Origin of the sequence: Leeuwenhoekiella blandensis MED217 (genome assembly GCF_000152985.1) — a bacterium.
Lineage (GTDB): Bacteria > Bacteroidota > Bacteroidia > Flavobacteriales > Flavobacteriaceae > Leeuwenhoekiella > Leeuwenhoekiella blandensis.
Genome location: NZ_CH672395.1, coordinates 522622 through 536872, shown reverse-complemented (window position 1 = coordinate 536872; position 14251 = coordinate 522622). Strand labels below are relative to the sequence as shown.

Annotated in this window: 13 protein-coding genes; all 13 read right to left on the bottom strand. The window is 40.2% G+C overall.

All coding sequences use genetic code 11. From position 1 onward, the window contains the following. Nucleotides 1-42 precede the first annotated feature (42 nt). Nucleotides 43-1446 (bottom strand): dihydrolipoyl dehydrogenase, encoded by a 1404-nt coding sequence (lpdA, locus tag MED217_RS02320; protein WP_009778863.1) that lies wholly within the window; start codon nucleotides 1444-1446, stop codon nucleotides 43-45. A gap of 90 nt (nucleotides 1447-1536) precedes the next feature. Next, nucleotides 1537-1965 (bottom strand): Fur family transcriptional regulator, encoded by a 429-nt coding sequence (locus MED217_RS02315; RefSeq protein ID WP_009778862.1) that lies wholly within the window; start codon nucleotides 1963-1965, stop codon nucleotides 1537-1539. 38 nt (nucleotides 1966-2003) lie between these two features. Next, nucleotides 2004-4556 carry a heavy metal translocating P-type ATPase gene (locus tag MED217_RS02310; protein WP_009778861.1) on the bottom strand — a complete coding sequence of 851 codons (2553 nt, stop codon included), beginning with the start codon at nucleotides 4554-4556 and terminating at the stop codon, nucleotides 2004-2006. Nucleotide 4557: 1 nt separating this feature from the next. Continuing rightward, nucleotides 4558-4998 (bottom strand): MgtC/SapB family protein, encoded by a 441-nt coding sequence (locus MED217_RS02305; protein ID WP_008613746.1) that lies wholly within the window; start codon nucleotides 4996-4998, stop codon nucleotides 4558-4560. A gap of 6 nt (nucleotides 4999-5004) precedes the next feature. Beyond that, nucleotides 5005-5895, bottom strand: a complete 891-nt coding sequence (locus MED217_RS02300) for a bestrophin family protein (RefSeq protein WP_009778860.1) — start codon at nucleotides 5893-5895, stop codon at nucleotides 5005-5007. Nucleotides 5896-5952: 57 nt separating this feature from the next. Further along, nucleotides 5953-6207 (bottom strand): zinc ribbon domain-containing protein, encoded by a 255-nt coding sequence (locus MED217_RS02295; RefSeq protein ID WP_008613749.1) that lies wholly within the window; start codon nucleotides 6205-6207, stop codon nucleotides 5953-5955. A 5-nt stretch (nucleotides 6208-6212) separates the two neighbouring features. Beyond that, complete coding sequence (locus tag MED217_RS02290; RefSeq protein WP_009778859.1) at nucleotides 6213-6974, bottom strand: AlbA family DNA-binding domain-containing protein; 762 nt, start codon at nucleotides 6972-6974, stop codon at nucleotides 6213-6215. Nucleotides 6975-7031: 57 nt separating this feature from the next. After that, entirely contained in the window at nucleotides 7032-7223 is a 192-nt protein-coding gene (locus tag MED217_RS02285) for an SHOCT domain-containing protein (protein WP_009778858.1), read from the bottom strand. Nucleotides 7224-7280: 57 nt separating this feature from the next. Next, a complete protein-coding gene (locus tag MED217_RS02280; protein WP_009778857.1) occupies nucleotides 7281-7640 on the bottom strand; it encodes a SpoIIAA family protein in 360 nt (119 codons plus the stop codon). Between the two features lie 26 nt (nucleotides 7641-7666). Further along, nucleotides 7667-8089, bottom strand: a complete 423-nt coding sequence (locus MED217_RS02275; protein WP_008613756.1) for a Fur family transcriptional regulator — start codon at nucleotides 8087-8089, stop codon at nucleotides 7667-7669. Nucleotides 8090-8104: 15 nt separating this feature from the next. After that, nucleotides 8105-8443 (bottom strand): P-II family nitrogen regulator, encoded by a 339-nt coding sequence (locus MED217_RS02270; RefSeq protein WP_009778856.1) that lies wholly within the window; start codon nucleotides 8441-8443, stop codon nucleotides 8105-8107. A 96-nt stretch (nucleotides 8444-8539) separates the two neighbouring features. Then, entirely contained in the window at nucleotides 8540-9790 is a 1251-nt protein-coding gene (locus tag MED217_RS02265; RefSeq protein ID WP_008613764.1) for an efflux RND transporter periplasmic adaptor subunit, read from the bottom strand. Between the two features lie 22 nt (nucleotides 9791-9812). Next, the gene (locus tag MED217_RS02260) at nucleotides 9813-14246 is read right to left on the bottom strand and encodes a CusA/CzcA family heavy metal efflux RND transporter (RefSeq protein ID WP_009778854.1); all 4434 of its coding nucleotides are present in this window, start codon (nucleotides 14244-14246) and stop codon (nucleotides 9813-9815) included. Between the last annotated feature and the right edge of the window lie 5 nt (nucleotides 14247-14251).

The window sequence follows — 14251 nt, the reverse complement described above, 5'->3', positions numbered from 1 at the left end:
CTGTAGCGTCTTAATTTTTAAGAACTTACTGTTAGGTCAACTTTAAATATGCAACGCCCTGTCTTCGGTGGCTGCCAGACAGGCCTCTTTAAAGGTTTCTGAAAAAGTTGGGTGCCCGTGGGACATCCTTGCAACATCTTCGGCAGATGCCCTGAATTCCATCGCTACCACCGCTTCGGTGTAGCTGTCTGCTATGCGAGGGCCTATCATATGCACGCCCAGTATCTCATCGGTTTCCTTATCTGCAATTACTTTTATAAAACCGTCGGTGTCCATACTTATCTTTGCCCGTGCATTTGCCTTAAAAGGAAAAGAGCCTGTTTTAATACTTCTTCCTGCTTCTTTCAATTCTTCTTCGGTTAAGCCTACCCCGGCCACTTCGGGCTGGGTATAAACAATATTAGGAATAAGCGAATAATTGATATGTGGCTTTTGATCTGCTATCCTTTCGGCTACAAAAACGCCCTCTTCACTGGCTTTATGGGCAAGCATTGCCCCTCGGATTACATCCCCAATGGCATATACACCCTTGACATTGGTTTCAAGGTTCTCATTTACCGTTACCTGTCCTTTCTCATTGGTTTCCACGCCAATGTTTTCAAGGCCTAAATTGGCGGTGTACGGTTTCCGGCCAATGGCCATAAGGCAATAGTCGCCTTCTAAATTCATTTCTTTTTTATCGGACAGGTTTTCCGCTTTCAATTCAACTTTGTTGTCCGTTGCTGTTGCATTGGTCACTTTATGTTCCAAATAAAACTCAATTCCCTGTTTTCTTAGGGAACGATGCAATTGATGTCCCAGTGCGCCATCCATAGTGGCGATGAGGCTATCAAAATATTCCACAATAGACACCTTAGAGCCCAGGCGGGCGAAAACAGAACCTATCTCAACCCCGATAACGCCTCCACCAACGACCAATAAATGGTCGGGAATTTCCTGTAGCGCAAGGGCCTCGGTAGAAGAGATTATCCTTTTTTTATCGATTTTAATATTGGGCAAGGAAGCGGGTTTGGACCCTGTGGCAATGATAATTTTATCGGTTTCTATAGTTTCCGTTTTAGCTTCGGCCTTAATCTCAATCGTGTTTTTGTCCTTGATGGTGCCGTGGCCTTCATAGACGGTAACTTTGTTCTTTTTCATCAGATACCCAACGCCATTGATGATTTCCTGTACCACATCCTGAACCCTTTGGTTCATTTTTTTGATATCGACATTGGCTTCTTTTACATCAATCCCAAAATTTTCGAATTGATGTTTGAGTTTGTAATAATGCTCAGAGGCTTCAAGCCAGGCTTTTGACGGGATACAGCCCACGTTAAGGCAGGTGCCGCCAAGCGTGCTGTACCTTTCAACAATGGCTACTTTTAATCCTAATTGGGCGCAACGGATCGCACTTACATACCCGCCCGGGCCAGATCCTATTATAGTTACATCAAATTTTTCCATATTCATATTTTTTTTAAGTTCGTTACGGTGGAAAAAACCTTAAGCTTGACCATTGGGGGCTGGGATTCAGGCTTAAGGCACTCCCACCTATTATTTTTTACTACAATTTTTACATATCCCTTTTAATACCAGGTTCACATCGTTCACCTCATACTGGTCTGGCAAACTCTCTTCCGATATTTTATTTGGTAAACAGATTGTTTTCTTACAATCGGTACAATGAAAGTGCATATGTAAACCTGTACTGAGTTTAACATTGGTGTTTTCATCAGAAAGCGCATATTTTGCAAAAGCAGTTCCATCGTCAATTTGGTGCACCATGCTTTTTTTCTCAAAGAGCTTTATCGTCCTATAGAAAGTGGTCTTATTGGCTGTTTTGATATTTTTATGGATAAAGACTTTTTGCATTTCATTTAAACTTACCGCATAAGTTTTCCTTTTGAGGTATTTGTAAATTTTCAACCTCATTTCAGTGGAACGTATCCCTTTGGACGATAATTTTTTTTCCGTTTTTGTCATTTTATATTCTTTCGAAAAACAGTCTAAGTCCGGATTTTCTATTCTTTTTTATAAGCCAAAAGCCTTAACGCATTAAAAACCACCAGTAGTGTGGAACCTTCATGGATTACAACCGCCATTCCAATATTTGCCAAGCCGAATATGGTTGAAGGTATAAGTAGGGCAACAATACCAAGGCTTACCCAAAGGTTCTGTCTGATAATCGCCTTTGCCTTCCTGCTTAAGCCTATGGCAAAGGGCAGGGTTTCCAACTTGTCGGCCATTAGCGCAATATCCGCCGTTTCTAGGGCCACATCACTTCCCGCAGCACCCATAGCTATGCCTACAGTGCTGTTTGCCATGGCAGGGGCATCATTAACGCCATCGCCCACCATTGCCACCTTGGATTCCTTTTCTTTTAATTCTTTTATAGCATCCACTTTTTCTTCCGGCAATAGGCTCCCCCAGGCATCGGTCAATCCTATTTCTTCTGCTACAGCGTCTGCTACCTTCTGGTTATCTCCGGTAAGCATGATCATTCGTTTAATGCCGATTTCTTTTAATTTTTTGAGGGTTCCCTTGGCGGCTTCACGAGGGGTATCCATTAATGCAATGATGCCTATATATTCTTCATTTTTTCGTATAAGCATTGTTGTATTTCCACCACCTTCAAGACCACGCACTTTCGTAGCTATTTTTTCGGAAGGTGTACTCTCATCAAGCCCTTCGTACAGGTCGAGGTTACCTATATAGATTTTATCATTGCCAAACGATGCTTTAATCCCTTTACCCAGAACTGCCTCTAAATTAGAGGCATTTGGGATTTCCTCGCCTTCCAGACGCTCTTTTCCATCACGAACTACAGCTTTGGCCAGGGGGTGATCACTCAAACTTTCCACAGCTACTGCTATTTTGAGAAGTTCGTTTTCAGATATATTTCCAAGTGGCACCACTTGGGTAAGTTTTGGCTTTCCTTCCGTTAGAGTTCCGGTTTTATCAAAGGCTAGGGCGGTAATAACCCCCAGGTCCTCCAGAGGGCGCCCTCCTTTAATTAATACCCCGCCACGGGCAGCTCTGGCCACTCCACTTAATACAGCACTTGGGGTCGAGATTGCCAACGCACAGGGACTTGCAGCTACTAATACGGCCATCGCCCTGTAAAAGCTGGCGCTAAAGGGTTCGTCAATAACTAAAAAAGCAAACAAAAGAATCCCGACCAAAATAAGGACGGACGGCACAAAATATTTTTCAAATTTATCGGTGAGCAACTGGGTAGGCGATTTTTGAGTCTGAGCTTCGTTAACCAGTTTCACCAATCGGGAAAGCGTTGAATCTTTGGCTGCTTTGATAACTTTAATCTCCAAAGTATTGTTCCCATTGATCGTTCCGGCAAAAACGCGGTTTTCATCTTTAATATCATCTACCTCTGAGTAATCCTTCTCAACATCTTCTACGGGAACTTTATCTACCGGTACACTCTCCCCGGTTATTGGAGCCTGGTTAACACTACTCTGCCCATCTACCACTACGCCATCTGCAGATATTTTACTATTTGGTTTCACCACAATGATATCACCAATATTGAGTTTTTCGATACCAACTTCTTCCGTTTTACCATTTTTCTTAACCAAAGCTGTTTTTGGCGCCAGTTCTGCCAGTGCAGCTATAGATTTTCGTGCTTTGTTCATTGCATAATGCTCCAAGGCATGCCCCAGGCTAAAGAGAAATAATAACAAAGCTCCTTCAGCCCATTCCCCAAGAATAGCTGCTCCTATAGCTGCGACCAACATGAGAAAATCAATTTCAAATCCACCTTTGGCTACGGTCTGTATGGCTTCTTTTGCTGTAAAGTAACCTCCAAAAAAGTAGGCACCTATGTATAGGGATAAGCTGACCCATTCCGGTATTGATGTTACGTAGGACAAACCAAAACCAATACCCAAAAGAGCACCACAAATAATAGCAAAAATAAGTTCGGTGTTTTTCCCAAAAATACCTCCGTGGGCGTGGGAATTTTCTTCCCCGGCCCCGTGGCTATCCGCTTCTCTATGATTCTGGAGATCAGTATCTTTATGCTTTTGTTCTTCTATATCCCTTACCTTTTCTTTATTTAAATTTTGAGGATTCTTTTCGGCAGATTTAAAGCCCTTATTCTCAGCAGAGGAGCTTTTTTTAACTTGTAGGTTTTCTTTTTCGAGCTTTGTAGTTATCTCATCAAAACTTGTTTCCCGTTTATCATATTCTAAACGGATCATTCCTCCGGCATTGGCGGAAGCTTCCAAAACGCCTTTGATATTCAGCAGACTCTTTTCTAAAGTCCTTGCATGCCGGGTATGCCTAATCCCCTCAACCTCTAAAAGAAGATGACCATATTTTTCTGTAATTTCTGCCCCGGCATTTTCCGCCAAAGATTGAATTCGGTCAATAGAAATTATATCCGGATCGTAATGAAAGCACAATTGTGGCACCGTATCTTCCTGATCATCTACTATATGTACTTTTTCAAGACCCTCTTTGGCCTCTAATTCAGCAATGAGCCTTTGCACACAAGTGTCTTTTTCATTTGGCACCTGAGGTAGCAATACCGGAATTTTCAGTTGTAATTTTTTCATTTTAGGTGTTGTTTATTTTATGTTTTTTCAAAAAAGGGAAATGATGTGAAACCAATAATAGAATAAGAAAAGCGGATGTAACACTTCCAATGAGGTACATACCAAACCCAATTGATATACCAACCGCGGCAGTGGCCCAAATTGTAGCTGCGGTAGTCAAACCGGAAATTAAATTTTTCGCGCTATCCCTAAAAATAATTCCTGCACCAAGGAACCCAATACCGGAAACAATATTGGCGACAATGCGGGTTTGGTCAGTTACTTCAATATGAGTATTGATTATTGTAATTAATGCGGCCCCAAGGCAAACGGCTGCATACGTTCTAATTCCTGCCGCATTTCCGTCAATTTCCCTATCGAGTCCTATCAGGACACCTAGTAAAAGAGCGACAAATAATCTCGGTATCAGTGTTATTTCAGTTTGAAAATCCATTGTATTCATCTTGTATTATAAAATATAATAATCTGTTGGCTCTTTCTTTACAGGAACATCTGTTTCACCTATCATTTGTTTAATGTTTATTTCTATCGTTTCGGCCAAATCAGTCATGGGTGTATCCAAAGGGTCGTTTTCAAAGGGATCCTGCATGAGTATGGATGTTTTTTCAATGGCAATGAAAATGACTGGTATAATAAATGTTATAGCGATTTCAACTGCTATATTTTTATCGTCCAATCCAAAAGGCAACATTGTAGCAAAAACGTAGATGATCAAATGAATCAATAAGCTGTGTGCTTTGGGGAAGACAGTATTTTTTATACGTTCGCATTTGCCCATTGAATCACATAACCTGGCTATAGTACTGTCTATCTGTACCTGCTGAAAATCATTGACCATACCAATTTCTTTTGCCTTTAACAAAGTTTCAGAGTGTTGTGACAATAAAGCATTAGGAATATTAAATGCTTTAATCCCATAGGATTCTGAGTATACCTTAACCCGAGTGGAAAAGGGTAGTTTCCTCAACGATTCCCCTAGGGCATAGCACCAGATTACCTGACGATCGGTCATCTCTTTCACCATCTTTTGATAGCCTCCTTGATCCCTTGCAAAAAAAGACACACACTGCCTGACCAGTGTTCTGGAATCATTGACAATAGCCCCCCAAATAATACGGGCTTCCCACCACCGTTCATAGGCTTGATTGGTTCGAAAACCCAAAAGTAGAGCCACCGCAGTACCAAAAACGCCGGTTATTGCAATTGGAATAGAGATTTTTGACAAAAAACCATATTGGTCTATATAGCCAACCAGAATTGAATAACTACCGATAAATATCAGGTCAAATTTTATGGTTTTCAAGAAGTCAAAAATTGATATCCGCTTATTTAAGAGCATATTTAAAAATTATTTAAGTCCGTTCAATAAGTTGTTTGCTTATTCTCATAATGTAAACTATACTTCATTGCCACATTTAGAACAAAATTTTGCATCCATAGGTATTGGTTCTTGACAACTTATGCATTTTACTTTACCTAAAGGCTCGCCATAATGTTGACAAAAAGAAGCATTTTCAGGATTGTCTTTGCCGCATTTTGTACATCTCACAACAACCTTGGGTTCATTAAATCTTGGGTCATTATTTTTACGTTGATGCTTGTTGGAATGATGACCATAATTTCCTCTTAATAAATGTTTTAAAAATCCCATATTGTTTAGTTTAAGTATGTTTCCATATATTCCAACGCCTCGGGCATATCCAACTCGCGGGTTCCGTTCCCTGTTCTGATAAAGAAATGCGAACGATCGCCCAAATTCAAATACACAGGTTTTTGTGATTTGTGAACCCTTACATAACAGATATCCTTTTCTTCAAATTGGTGAAAAGACACTTTAACCAAAGTGCAAAAATGGGTACCCAACTTGAGGGACACCAATTGCATTATATATTGCTCAAACCCGTCCTTGCCAGGTTTTTTTAAAGTACCATAATCCTGTTCCAGCCCCAGAATACTACCTTCATCATCAATTCCGATAATTAAATGCCCTCCTTGGGTGTTCATAAACCCGGCAATTGTTTTTGCTATTACGTCTTCCAAAGCCTTATTCGGTTTAAACTGCCTCAAATCCCATCTCAAGGTAGATTTAAATTCTACTTGCTGGTTTTCTCCTGCCGCAATCAGCTCTCTGATCTCCTCCAGCTTATCTTTTCTTCCGGTCAATTGAAATATTCTTTGCCTGACCATAAACATAAGCGACAAGGCAATGCCCAGCAGTCCAAATAGCAATTTGATTATGGCTTGATCCAAATCCCATACTCTAAATTCCTGCTGATATGAAGCAAGCAGAGATTTCCACCATTCGCCATTATCTCCCTGCATGTCATACATGTGGAGTGAAATAGCCAGGGGCTGTATTATAAATAAGCCAAGGGCTAATCCAATGAATATAAAAACAAATACTTTCCGTTTTTTCATTTTTACCTTCTTTTATATACCATAGGTGCCATCGCTTTCGATGCCTGTGCCTTATAACTACTTCTTCTTATCCTGAAGGACTTTCTTCTTTTGTTCAAATTCCTCATCGCTTATCTCGTGCCGGGCGTATCGATCTCTCAGGGCTTCCATAGCCTTATCCTTCCGTCTGTTTTGTCCCGGGGTGGGATAAGGAATTAAGAATATCCAAAAGATAAGGATTATCCAAAGCCCCCACCATATCCAGTGCATTCCCCCAAAATATCAGTCGTCCATCATAATCTTTCTGTTTAAATTTATTTAACTTTTTTAATGATTTCCTTTCTCCATCCATTCCTTGGCCAAATCTTTTTCTTCAGGGCTAAAGAATTTAATATGTGTCCTTGTAAAGGGAATCAAAACTTCCGTAAACTGTTCCTTCCATTTTGTATTTCCCACCAATGCAACCTTTTTAACGCGTTCTTCATTCGGAAGTTTCAGTTCAATGCCCTTCCAATACGCACTTGCGGTCCACCCCTCAAAATTTTCCATTTCAATATACCAGTACACTTTATGGTTTGCCTGTATATGGTTTTTTAATTGAGATATCAAATTGTCATAATCGGTAGCATCCAATCTATTTTGAGCTACCATATATACCTTGCTTTCTTTCTTATAAATTTTCATCATTGTTCCAATTTTTTAAATCAAAAAACTTAATCCAAGTCATTGCTACATTTCTCACAGACTCCCTTGGCCACCAGATTGATATCCTCTGCCACATAGCCTTCGGGCAGGTTTATCTGAGGGATTTTGTGCTCTGTAAGGCACACGGTTTCCCCGCAACTATTGCAATGAAAATGTAAGTGAAGGTCGTTGCCAACCTCGCATTCACAATTGTCTTCGCACAGGGCATATTTAATGATGCCGGTGCCATCCTCAATTTGATGCACGATTCCTTTTTCTTCAAATGTCTTCATAGTACGGAAAAGCGTACTCCTTTCCGAGCTTTCGAAATCCTTTCCAAGGTCGCCTAAGCTAACGGCCACATTCAGTTGTGCCAGCCGTCTATAGGTCATCAGGCGCATTGCCGTAGGGCGGATGCCTTTGCTTTCCAACTTTTTTACTATTTTTTCCATTTGCTATAAAAGTATTTAGGGATCGTAACGCTTTATGGATTCCCCGGTTTTTATCTGGAAGGCATCTTCAATATCGGAAAGATAAATTATTCCGTCACCGGGTTCAGTTGTTTTTGCATTCTCAAGGATAATATCTATTGCTGATTGTGCTTCTTCGTTTTGACATACCAGTTCTAACTTTACCACCGGACTGTCTGTTACACGGAAATCTAAAGAAGGTGATGCGCCTTTTGCTTTAAAAGCCCCCGTTCCTTCTCCCTGGGAAAGGGTCATACTTTTAAATCCGCTTTCACTAAGAGCTTCAATTACATTTTGAACTCGTTTCGGTTTTATAAATGCTTTTATTTCTTTCATTGCTGTAATATTAATTTTAGTATTAAGGATGAACCCTCTGGAATTTTAATTAAGACAAACATTTAACAGAGAGTCCATCCATCTAATTTTTTTAATTTAATGACCATGGGAAGTCTGGCTTTTCTGCATTTCAGAAACCAGATAATAGGCATTATTATAGGCAACCAACGTACCTTCAGGCAGAGGCTCCAGCAGTTTAATTTCAACCCAACCATCTTCATTTATTCCCGTTCTAACCTGCACTGGTTTCAATTCCCATTCGGTTTCACCATCTTCCTGGTGTTTTTGGGCCGTAAAGATGTAGGGATTTCCTTCTTCTTCAATTATTGCTTCTTCCGGTAAGGCAGGAACAGCTTCTTCACCGGTCCTGATTTTTCCGTTTATATACATCCCCGGAATTAGAAAATCTTCTTTATTATCGATTTCTGCATGCACATGTACCGCTTTGGGGTTTTGTTCAAATTGTTTCCCCACTGAATAAATTTCCCCGGTTAAATTACTACCTGGAACCGATTCCAGTGTAAACGCAATCTTTTGGCCTTCTTTCACCTTATAAATATCTTTTTCAAAAACCATTAGATCGGCATGAACATGTTCAGTATCAACTACCATAAACATACTGGTCTGAGGGTCTACATATTGTCCTACCTGTACCAGTACTTTTTCAATATAACCTCCAATTGGGCTTACTACCGGAATATATTCATATAATTCACCGTCTCTAACCTGGGAAGCATTTAGGTTTAACTGGCGCAATTGCGATTCGTACCCCCGCACTTCACCTTGTACAGACTGGTAATCTGATTGGGTTTGTTGAAAAGATTTTCCAGATCCTACCTCTGCTTCATATAAACGTTTCTGTCTTTCAAATTCCTTTTCCAAAAATTGCATCCTACTATATGCATTAATATAATCAGACTGCATTCTGGTTAAATTTGGGTGAGAAAGATAAGCCAACACCTGACCTTTATTTACCTTATCCCCCTCAATAACCTTTATAGAAGTTATATTACCGCCTAAAATTGCCGTAACGGTAGCTTCATATTGTGGCGGCACTTCTAACTGGCCATTGGCTTCCACAATACCCGACAAAGCTTTTTTAGGCAAGGTATCTACTTTAATCCCCAGACTATTGAATTTCATTTCTGAAAGATGTACCGAACGCATCCCACCTTCTTCTTCACCGTGTTCTTCATCTCCTTCCTCACCGTGATTTTCACCTTCTTCGGTATTAGTAGTTGCAGTTTCACTGGAAGCATCTTCCCCTGCCGCAGGATTTTCTTTACATCCAAAGAATATGCTGAGCGTTAAGGCAAGCATTAGAATATTTATTGATCTTGTATTCATATCGATTTTCTTATTTTAATTTTTAATTTGAATTCTTAAGGTAATATTCCAGTTGGTAGCGGCTGTCGAGATAATCGTTAAAAGCACTCCAGGCATTTACCTCGATTCTAATGGCATCTCTTATATTTTGGAGAAATGTCACATAATCGATAGCGCCTTCCTTAAAGGCCAGCACTGATCCACCTTGTTGCTCTTTGGCCAGCGGAAGTGCTTCATCCCTATAATAATTCCATGAGTTTCTCCATTTGATGTAGTCTTCACGCATATTTTTATAGGCGGTTTCCAGTTCGATTTTATCCTGATAAAAGTTTTGCTCTGCAATCTGTCTATTTACTTGTGCTTCCTGTGTACGGCCTAATTCCGGCCCAAAAAACAGCGGAATTTGAATTCCTATTTGATATTGGAAGAAACCCGATTGCCCGGCTATTTCCTGCCTACCGTACTGACCCTGAAATTTGGGCAAAAATTCAGATTTTCGTTCTCTGGTAACCGCTTTGGCAACATCTATCCTTTGTTCCGAAACCTGTAGCAACGGATGATTTTCAAGCGACTCTACCAGAAAGTTTAAAGGTTCGTCTAAAGTTTCAACAGGCAAATCTGGTACATCATAGATTGTGTCACTAACGAACCATAGGTTTAAACGCTGTATTGATTTCAGGTAATCTCGGTACGATTGTTCCAGCTGTATTTTAACCTCGTTCGCCTGGTTGGAGGTAGCAAGATATTCCAATTTGGAGGTGGCCTCTGTTTCATACCTGATTCTTGCAGCCCTTTCAATATCTTCAAAAATTGAATCCATTTTTCTATAAACCTGGAATGTCCTTTTAGTTGTATAAACCGAGGCCCAGGCCCTGCTTACTTCACGTTCAATTTCAATAGTAGATAACTCTAAGGCACTTTCAGCAAGGGCAACCCTTTCTTTCTGCAATTTTAACCGGGGGGCAATTCCAAAAATATCAATGCCTTGCTGTTGGACGCCAATTTGGGTATAGACCCCATCAGAGCCATTTCCTACTTCTTCTTTTCCTGTAAAGATTTGGGTATTTCCAAAATCATAGGCGGTTTTACGCAATACTTCCTCACTTTCAATTTCAAGTTGAGCAGCTTTTAATTGCGGAAAGTTTTGGATTGCCATTTCTTTAGCCTCTTCCAAACTAATAGTTTGTAAAGAATCCTGTTGTGAATATTCAGATGACATTGCATCAGATTGTGCATTTACGGAAAAGGTTCCGCCTAACATCAATCCAATTATCAAAATTGTGGCTAAAGATCGTGAATTGGAAGAACCAAGCTTGTTCTGTTCCTTTTTCTCCCGTCTCTTCTCTACAAATGTATAAAGGACAGGAAGAACCACCAGCGTAAGCAAGGTAGCCGTAAGCATACCACCTATAACAACTGTAGCAAGTGGTTGTTGAACTTCTGCACCGGCAGATGTGGAAAATGCCATTGGTAAAAAACCGAAAATATCTGTTGTTGCTGTTAACATAATAGGTCGTATTCGTTCTTTGGTTCCTGTAAAAATTCTATCTCTTAGACTGGTTACTCCTTCTTCTTTTAAAGAATTGAATCTATTTATTAGTACCAGTCCGTTTAAAACTGCAACACCAAACAGAACAATGAAGCCTACACCTGCGGAAATGCTAAATGGCATACCTCTTAACCAAAGGGCAAAAACACCTCCGATAGCAGCCAATGGTATCGCCATATAGATCATGATAGATTGGGAAAAAGATTTTAAGGCAAAATATAGAAGCACGAAAATCAGGAATAAGGCTATCGGTACCACAATCACTAATCGGTCTTTGGCACTCTGAAGGTTTTCGAACTCCCCTCCATAAGTAATATAATAACCTGGTGGCAATTCTAATTCCTCATCTAATTTTTGCTGAATGTCGTTCACCACAGACTCTACATCCCTTCCCCGGGCGTTTACACCCACATAGGTTCTTCTGTAGGTATCATCTCTTGAAATTTGCATAGGCCCCGGAACATACTCAATATCTGCTATTTCTTTTATAGGCACCTGAGTTCCGTCTGGAAGATCGATATACATACCACGCAAATCATCAATATTCTTTCTATGATCTTCATCAAATCTTACTACCAGATCAAATCGTTTTTCACCTTCAAAGATGACCCCAGCAGTTCCTCCAGCAAAAGCAGTACTTATATAATCATTGACTTTCTGAATATCCAGACCATATTGGGCAATTTTATCACGGTTAAATTTAACGGTCATTTGTGGGAGGCCTGATGTTCGCTCCGCGTTTACGTCTCCTGCACCAGGCACGGTTTGGATAATACTGGCCATTTCCTGTACCTTTTCCGACAACACCCCCAGGTCCTCTCCATATAGTTTAACCGCAATATCTTCTCTAACCCCTTCTAATAATTCGTTGAACCTTAATTCTACAGGTTGCGTAAACACAAGGTTTACCCCAGTAAGTTCTTTATTGAGTTTTTCCTTGATCTGCGCTATAAGTCCTTCTTTAGTTTCAGCAGTTGTCCATTTATCCTTATCTTTTTCAAGAATCAGGTACATATCTGCTATATCCATCGGCATGGGATCTGTTGGGATGTCGGCCACTCCAATTCTTGCTGTTGCCGTTTTAATTTCAGGAAAATTTTCTAAAAGGATATTCTCTATTTTTTTTGAAACATCAATAGACTCTGTTAATGAACTTCCTGGTCTCATTAAAGCCTGCATCGCGATATCCCCTTCATCTAATTGAGGCACAAATTCTCCTCCCATTCTGGAAAAAAGGAAACCGGCTAATACAAGTAGAACAGCAGCAGCACCTACAACAATGAGCTTCAGTTTTAATGCCCCTTTCAGTAAAGGCATATATACCCTTTGTATTCCACCAATTATCTTATCACTTATCCTTTCCAGCCAGCGTTCAAACCTTCCAAACCAGTTCTTTTTATTCTGAATGGGTTTCATAAATAGGGCAGACATCATAGGGACATAGGTAAGGCATAAGAAAATAGCACCTATCATGGCAAAACCGAAAGTGTACGCCATCGGCTTAAACATTTTACCTTCTACCCCCGTAAGAAAAAGTATAGGCGTGAATACAATAAGAATTATAATCTGTCCAAAAAATGCGGAACCCATCATCGTGGTTCCGGCATCATAGGCTACTTTATCCATTACGCCTTGATTGAATTTTAGCTTTCCAGACCTAATCCGTTTTTGGATCTCATACACCGTTCCTTCTATAATAATCACGGCACCATCTATAATAATCCCAAAGTCTATAGCTCCCAAGCTCATTAAGTTTGCCCATACATTAAATTGCTTCATTAATATAAAGGCAAAAAGCAAGGACAACGGTATGGTCGTGGCCGTTATGATGCCACCTCTTAAACTACCCAACAATAAAACAAGGGCAAATATCACGATTAGGGCGCCTTCCAGTAAATTGGTTTTAACGGTATCGGTCGTTCTGGCAATTAGCTCACTACGATCAATGATAGGGGCGATAGTGAGACCTTCTGGCAGGGATTTTTCAATTTCTGCCATACGATTCTTAACATTTTGAATAACCGCATTAGGGTTTGAACCTTTTAGCATCATTATTATTCCTCCCACGGCTTCCTTACCGTCTTGCGTAAAAGCACCATAACGTACCTGATTCCCAAAATGGACGCGTGTTGCAACATCTCCAATAGTTACGGGAATGTTGCCCTCGTTAATAATCGAAATATCTTTAATGTCTTCCAAAGAGCGAATAAGACCTTCACCTCTTATGAAATTTGACATTTTATTTTTTTCTATGTAAGCACCGCCTGTATTCACATTGTTCCGAGCGAGAGCCTCATACACTTGTGAAATACTAATACCCAAACTATTCAACTTATCTGGGTTGACAGTGACCTCGTACTGTTTAATACTGCCTCCATAAGAGTTGACCTCTACCACGCCTTCCAGTAATGTGAGTTGTCGTTTGATAACCCAATCTTGCACGGTGCGCAGTTCCATAGGCGAATACTTGTTTTCAAAACCCTCCTCTGGCTTTATAGTGTATTCATAGATTTGACCTAAACCAGTAGAGATGGGACCCATAGATGGACTTCCAAATTTTTCAGGGATAGATTCGCCCAGTTCGTTTAGTTTTTCCTGTACCAGCTGTCGAGGAAGATAGGTTCCCATATCGTCTTCAAAAACGATAGTAACTACGGAAAGGCCAAAGCGTGAGATAGATCTTATTTCTGTAACGCCTGGTAAATTACCCATAGATAGTTCTACGGGATAGGTTACAAATTGTTCAATATCTTCTGTGGCAAGATTTGGCGACTGGGTGATCACCTGAACCTGATTGTTAGTAATATCTGGCACCGATCCCAGGTTGACGGTCATCATGGACCAAATACCCGTCCCTATCAGCGCTAAGGTAAGTAGTCCAATAATAAATTTATTATTAATGGAAAATGCGATTATCTTATTAATCATATAAA

Bases quoted from the DNA above. Each gene is read 5' to 3' on its own strand.
- MED217_RS02275 (WP_008613756.1), bottom strand. From the start codon at position 8,089: ATGGAAAAAATAGTAAAAAAGTTGGAAAGCAAAGGCATCCGCCCTACG.
- MED217_RS02310 (WP_009778861.1), bottom strand. From the start codon at position 4,556: ATGAAAAAATTACAACTGAAAATTCCGGTATTGCTACCTCAGGTGCCA.
- MED217_RS02285 (WP_009778858.1), bottom strand. From the start codon at position 7,223: ATGCACTGGATATGGTGGGGGCTTTGGATAATCCTTATCTTTTGGATA.
- lpdA (WP_009778863.1), bottom strand. From the start codon at position 1,446: ATGGAAAAATTTGATGTAACTATAATAGGATCTGGCCCGGGCGGGTAT.
- MED217_RS02270 (WP_009778856.1), bottom strand. From the start codon at position 8,443: ATGAAAGAAATAAAAGCATTTATAAAACCGAAACGAGTTCAAAATGTA.
- MED217_RS02290 (WP_009778859.1), bottom strand. From the start codon at position 6,974: ATGAAAAAACGGAAAGTATTTGTTTTTATATTCATTGGATTAGCCCTT.
- MED217_RS02260 (WP_009778854.1), bottom strand. From the start codon at position 14,246: ATGATTAATAAGATAATCGCATTTTCCATTAATAATAAATTTATTATT.
- MED217_RS02295 (WP_008613749.1), bottom strand. From the start codon at position 6,207: ATGGGATTTTTAAAACATTTATTAAGAGGAAATTATGGTCATCATTCC.
- MED217_RS02280 (WP_009778857.1), bottom strand. From the start codon at position 7,640: ATGATGAAAATTTATAAGAAAGAAAGCAAGGTATATATGGTAGCTCAA.
- MED217_RS02305 (WP_008613746.1), bottom strand. From the start codon at position 4,998: ATGAATACAATGGATTTTCAAACTGAAATAACACTGATACCGAGATTA.
- MED217_RS02300 (WP_009778860.1), bottom strand. From the start codon at position 5,895: ATGCTCTTAAATAAGCGGATATCAATTTTTGACTTCTTGAAAACCATA.
- MED217_RS02265 (WP_008613764.1), bottom strand. From the start codon at position 9,790: ATGAATACAAGATCAATAAATATTCTAATGCTTGCCTTAACGCTCAGC.
- MED217_RS02315 (WP_009778862.1), bottom strand. From the start codon at position 1,965: ATGACAAAAACGGAAAAAAAATTATCGTCCAAAGGGATACGTTCCACT.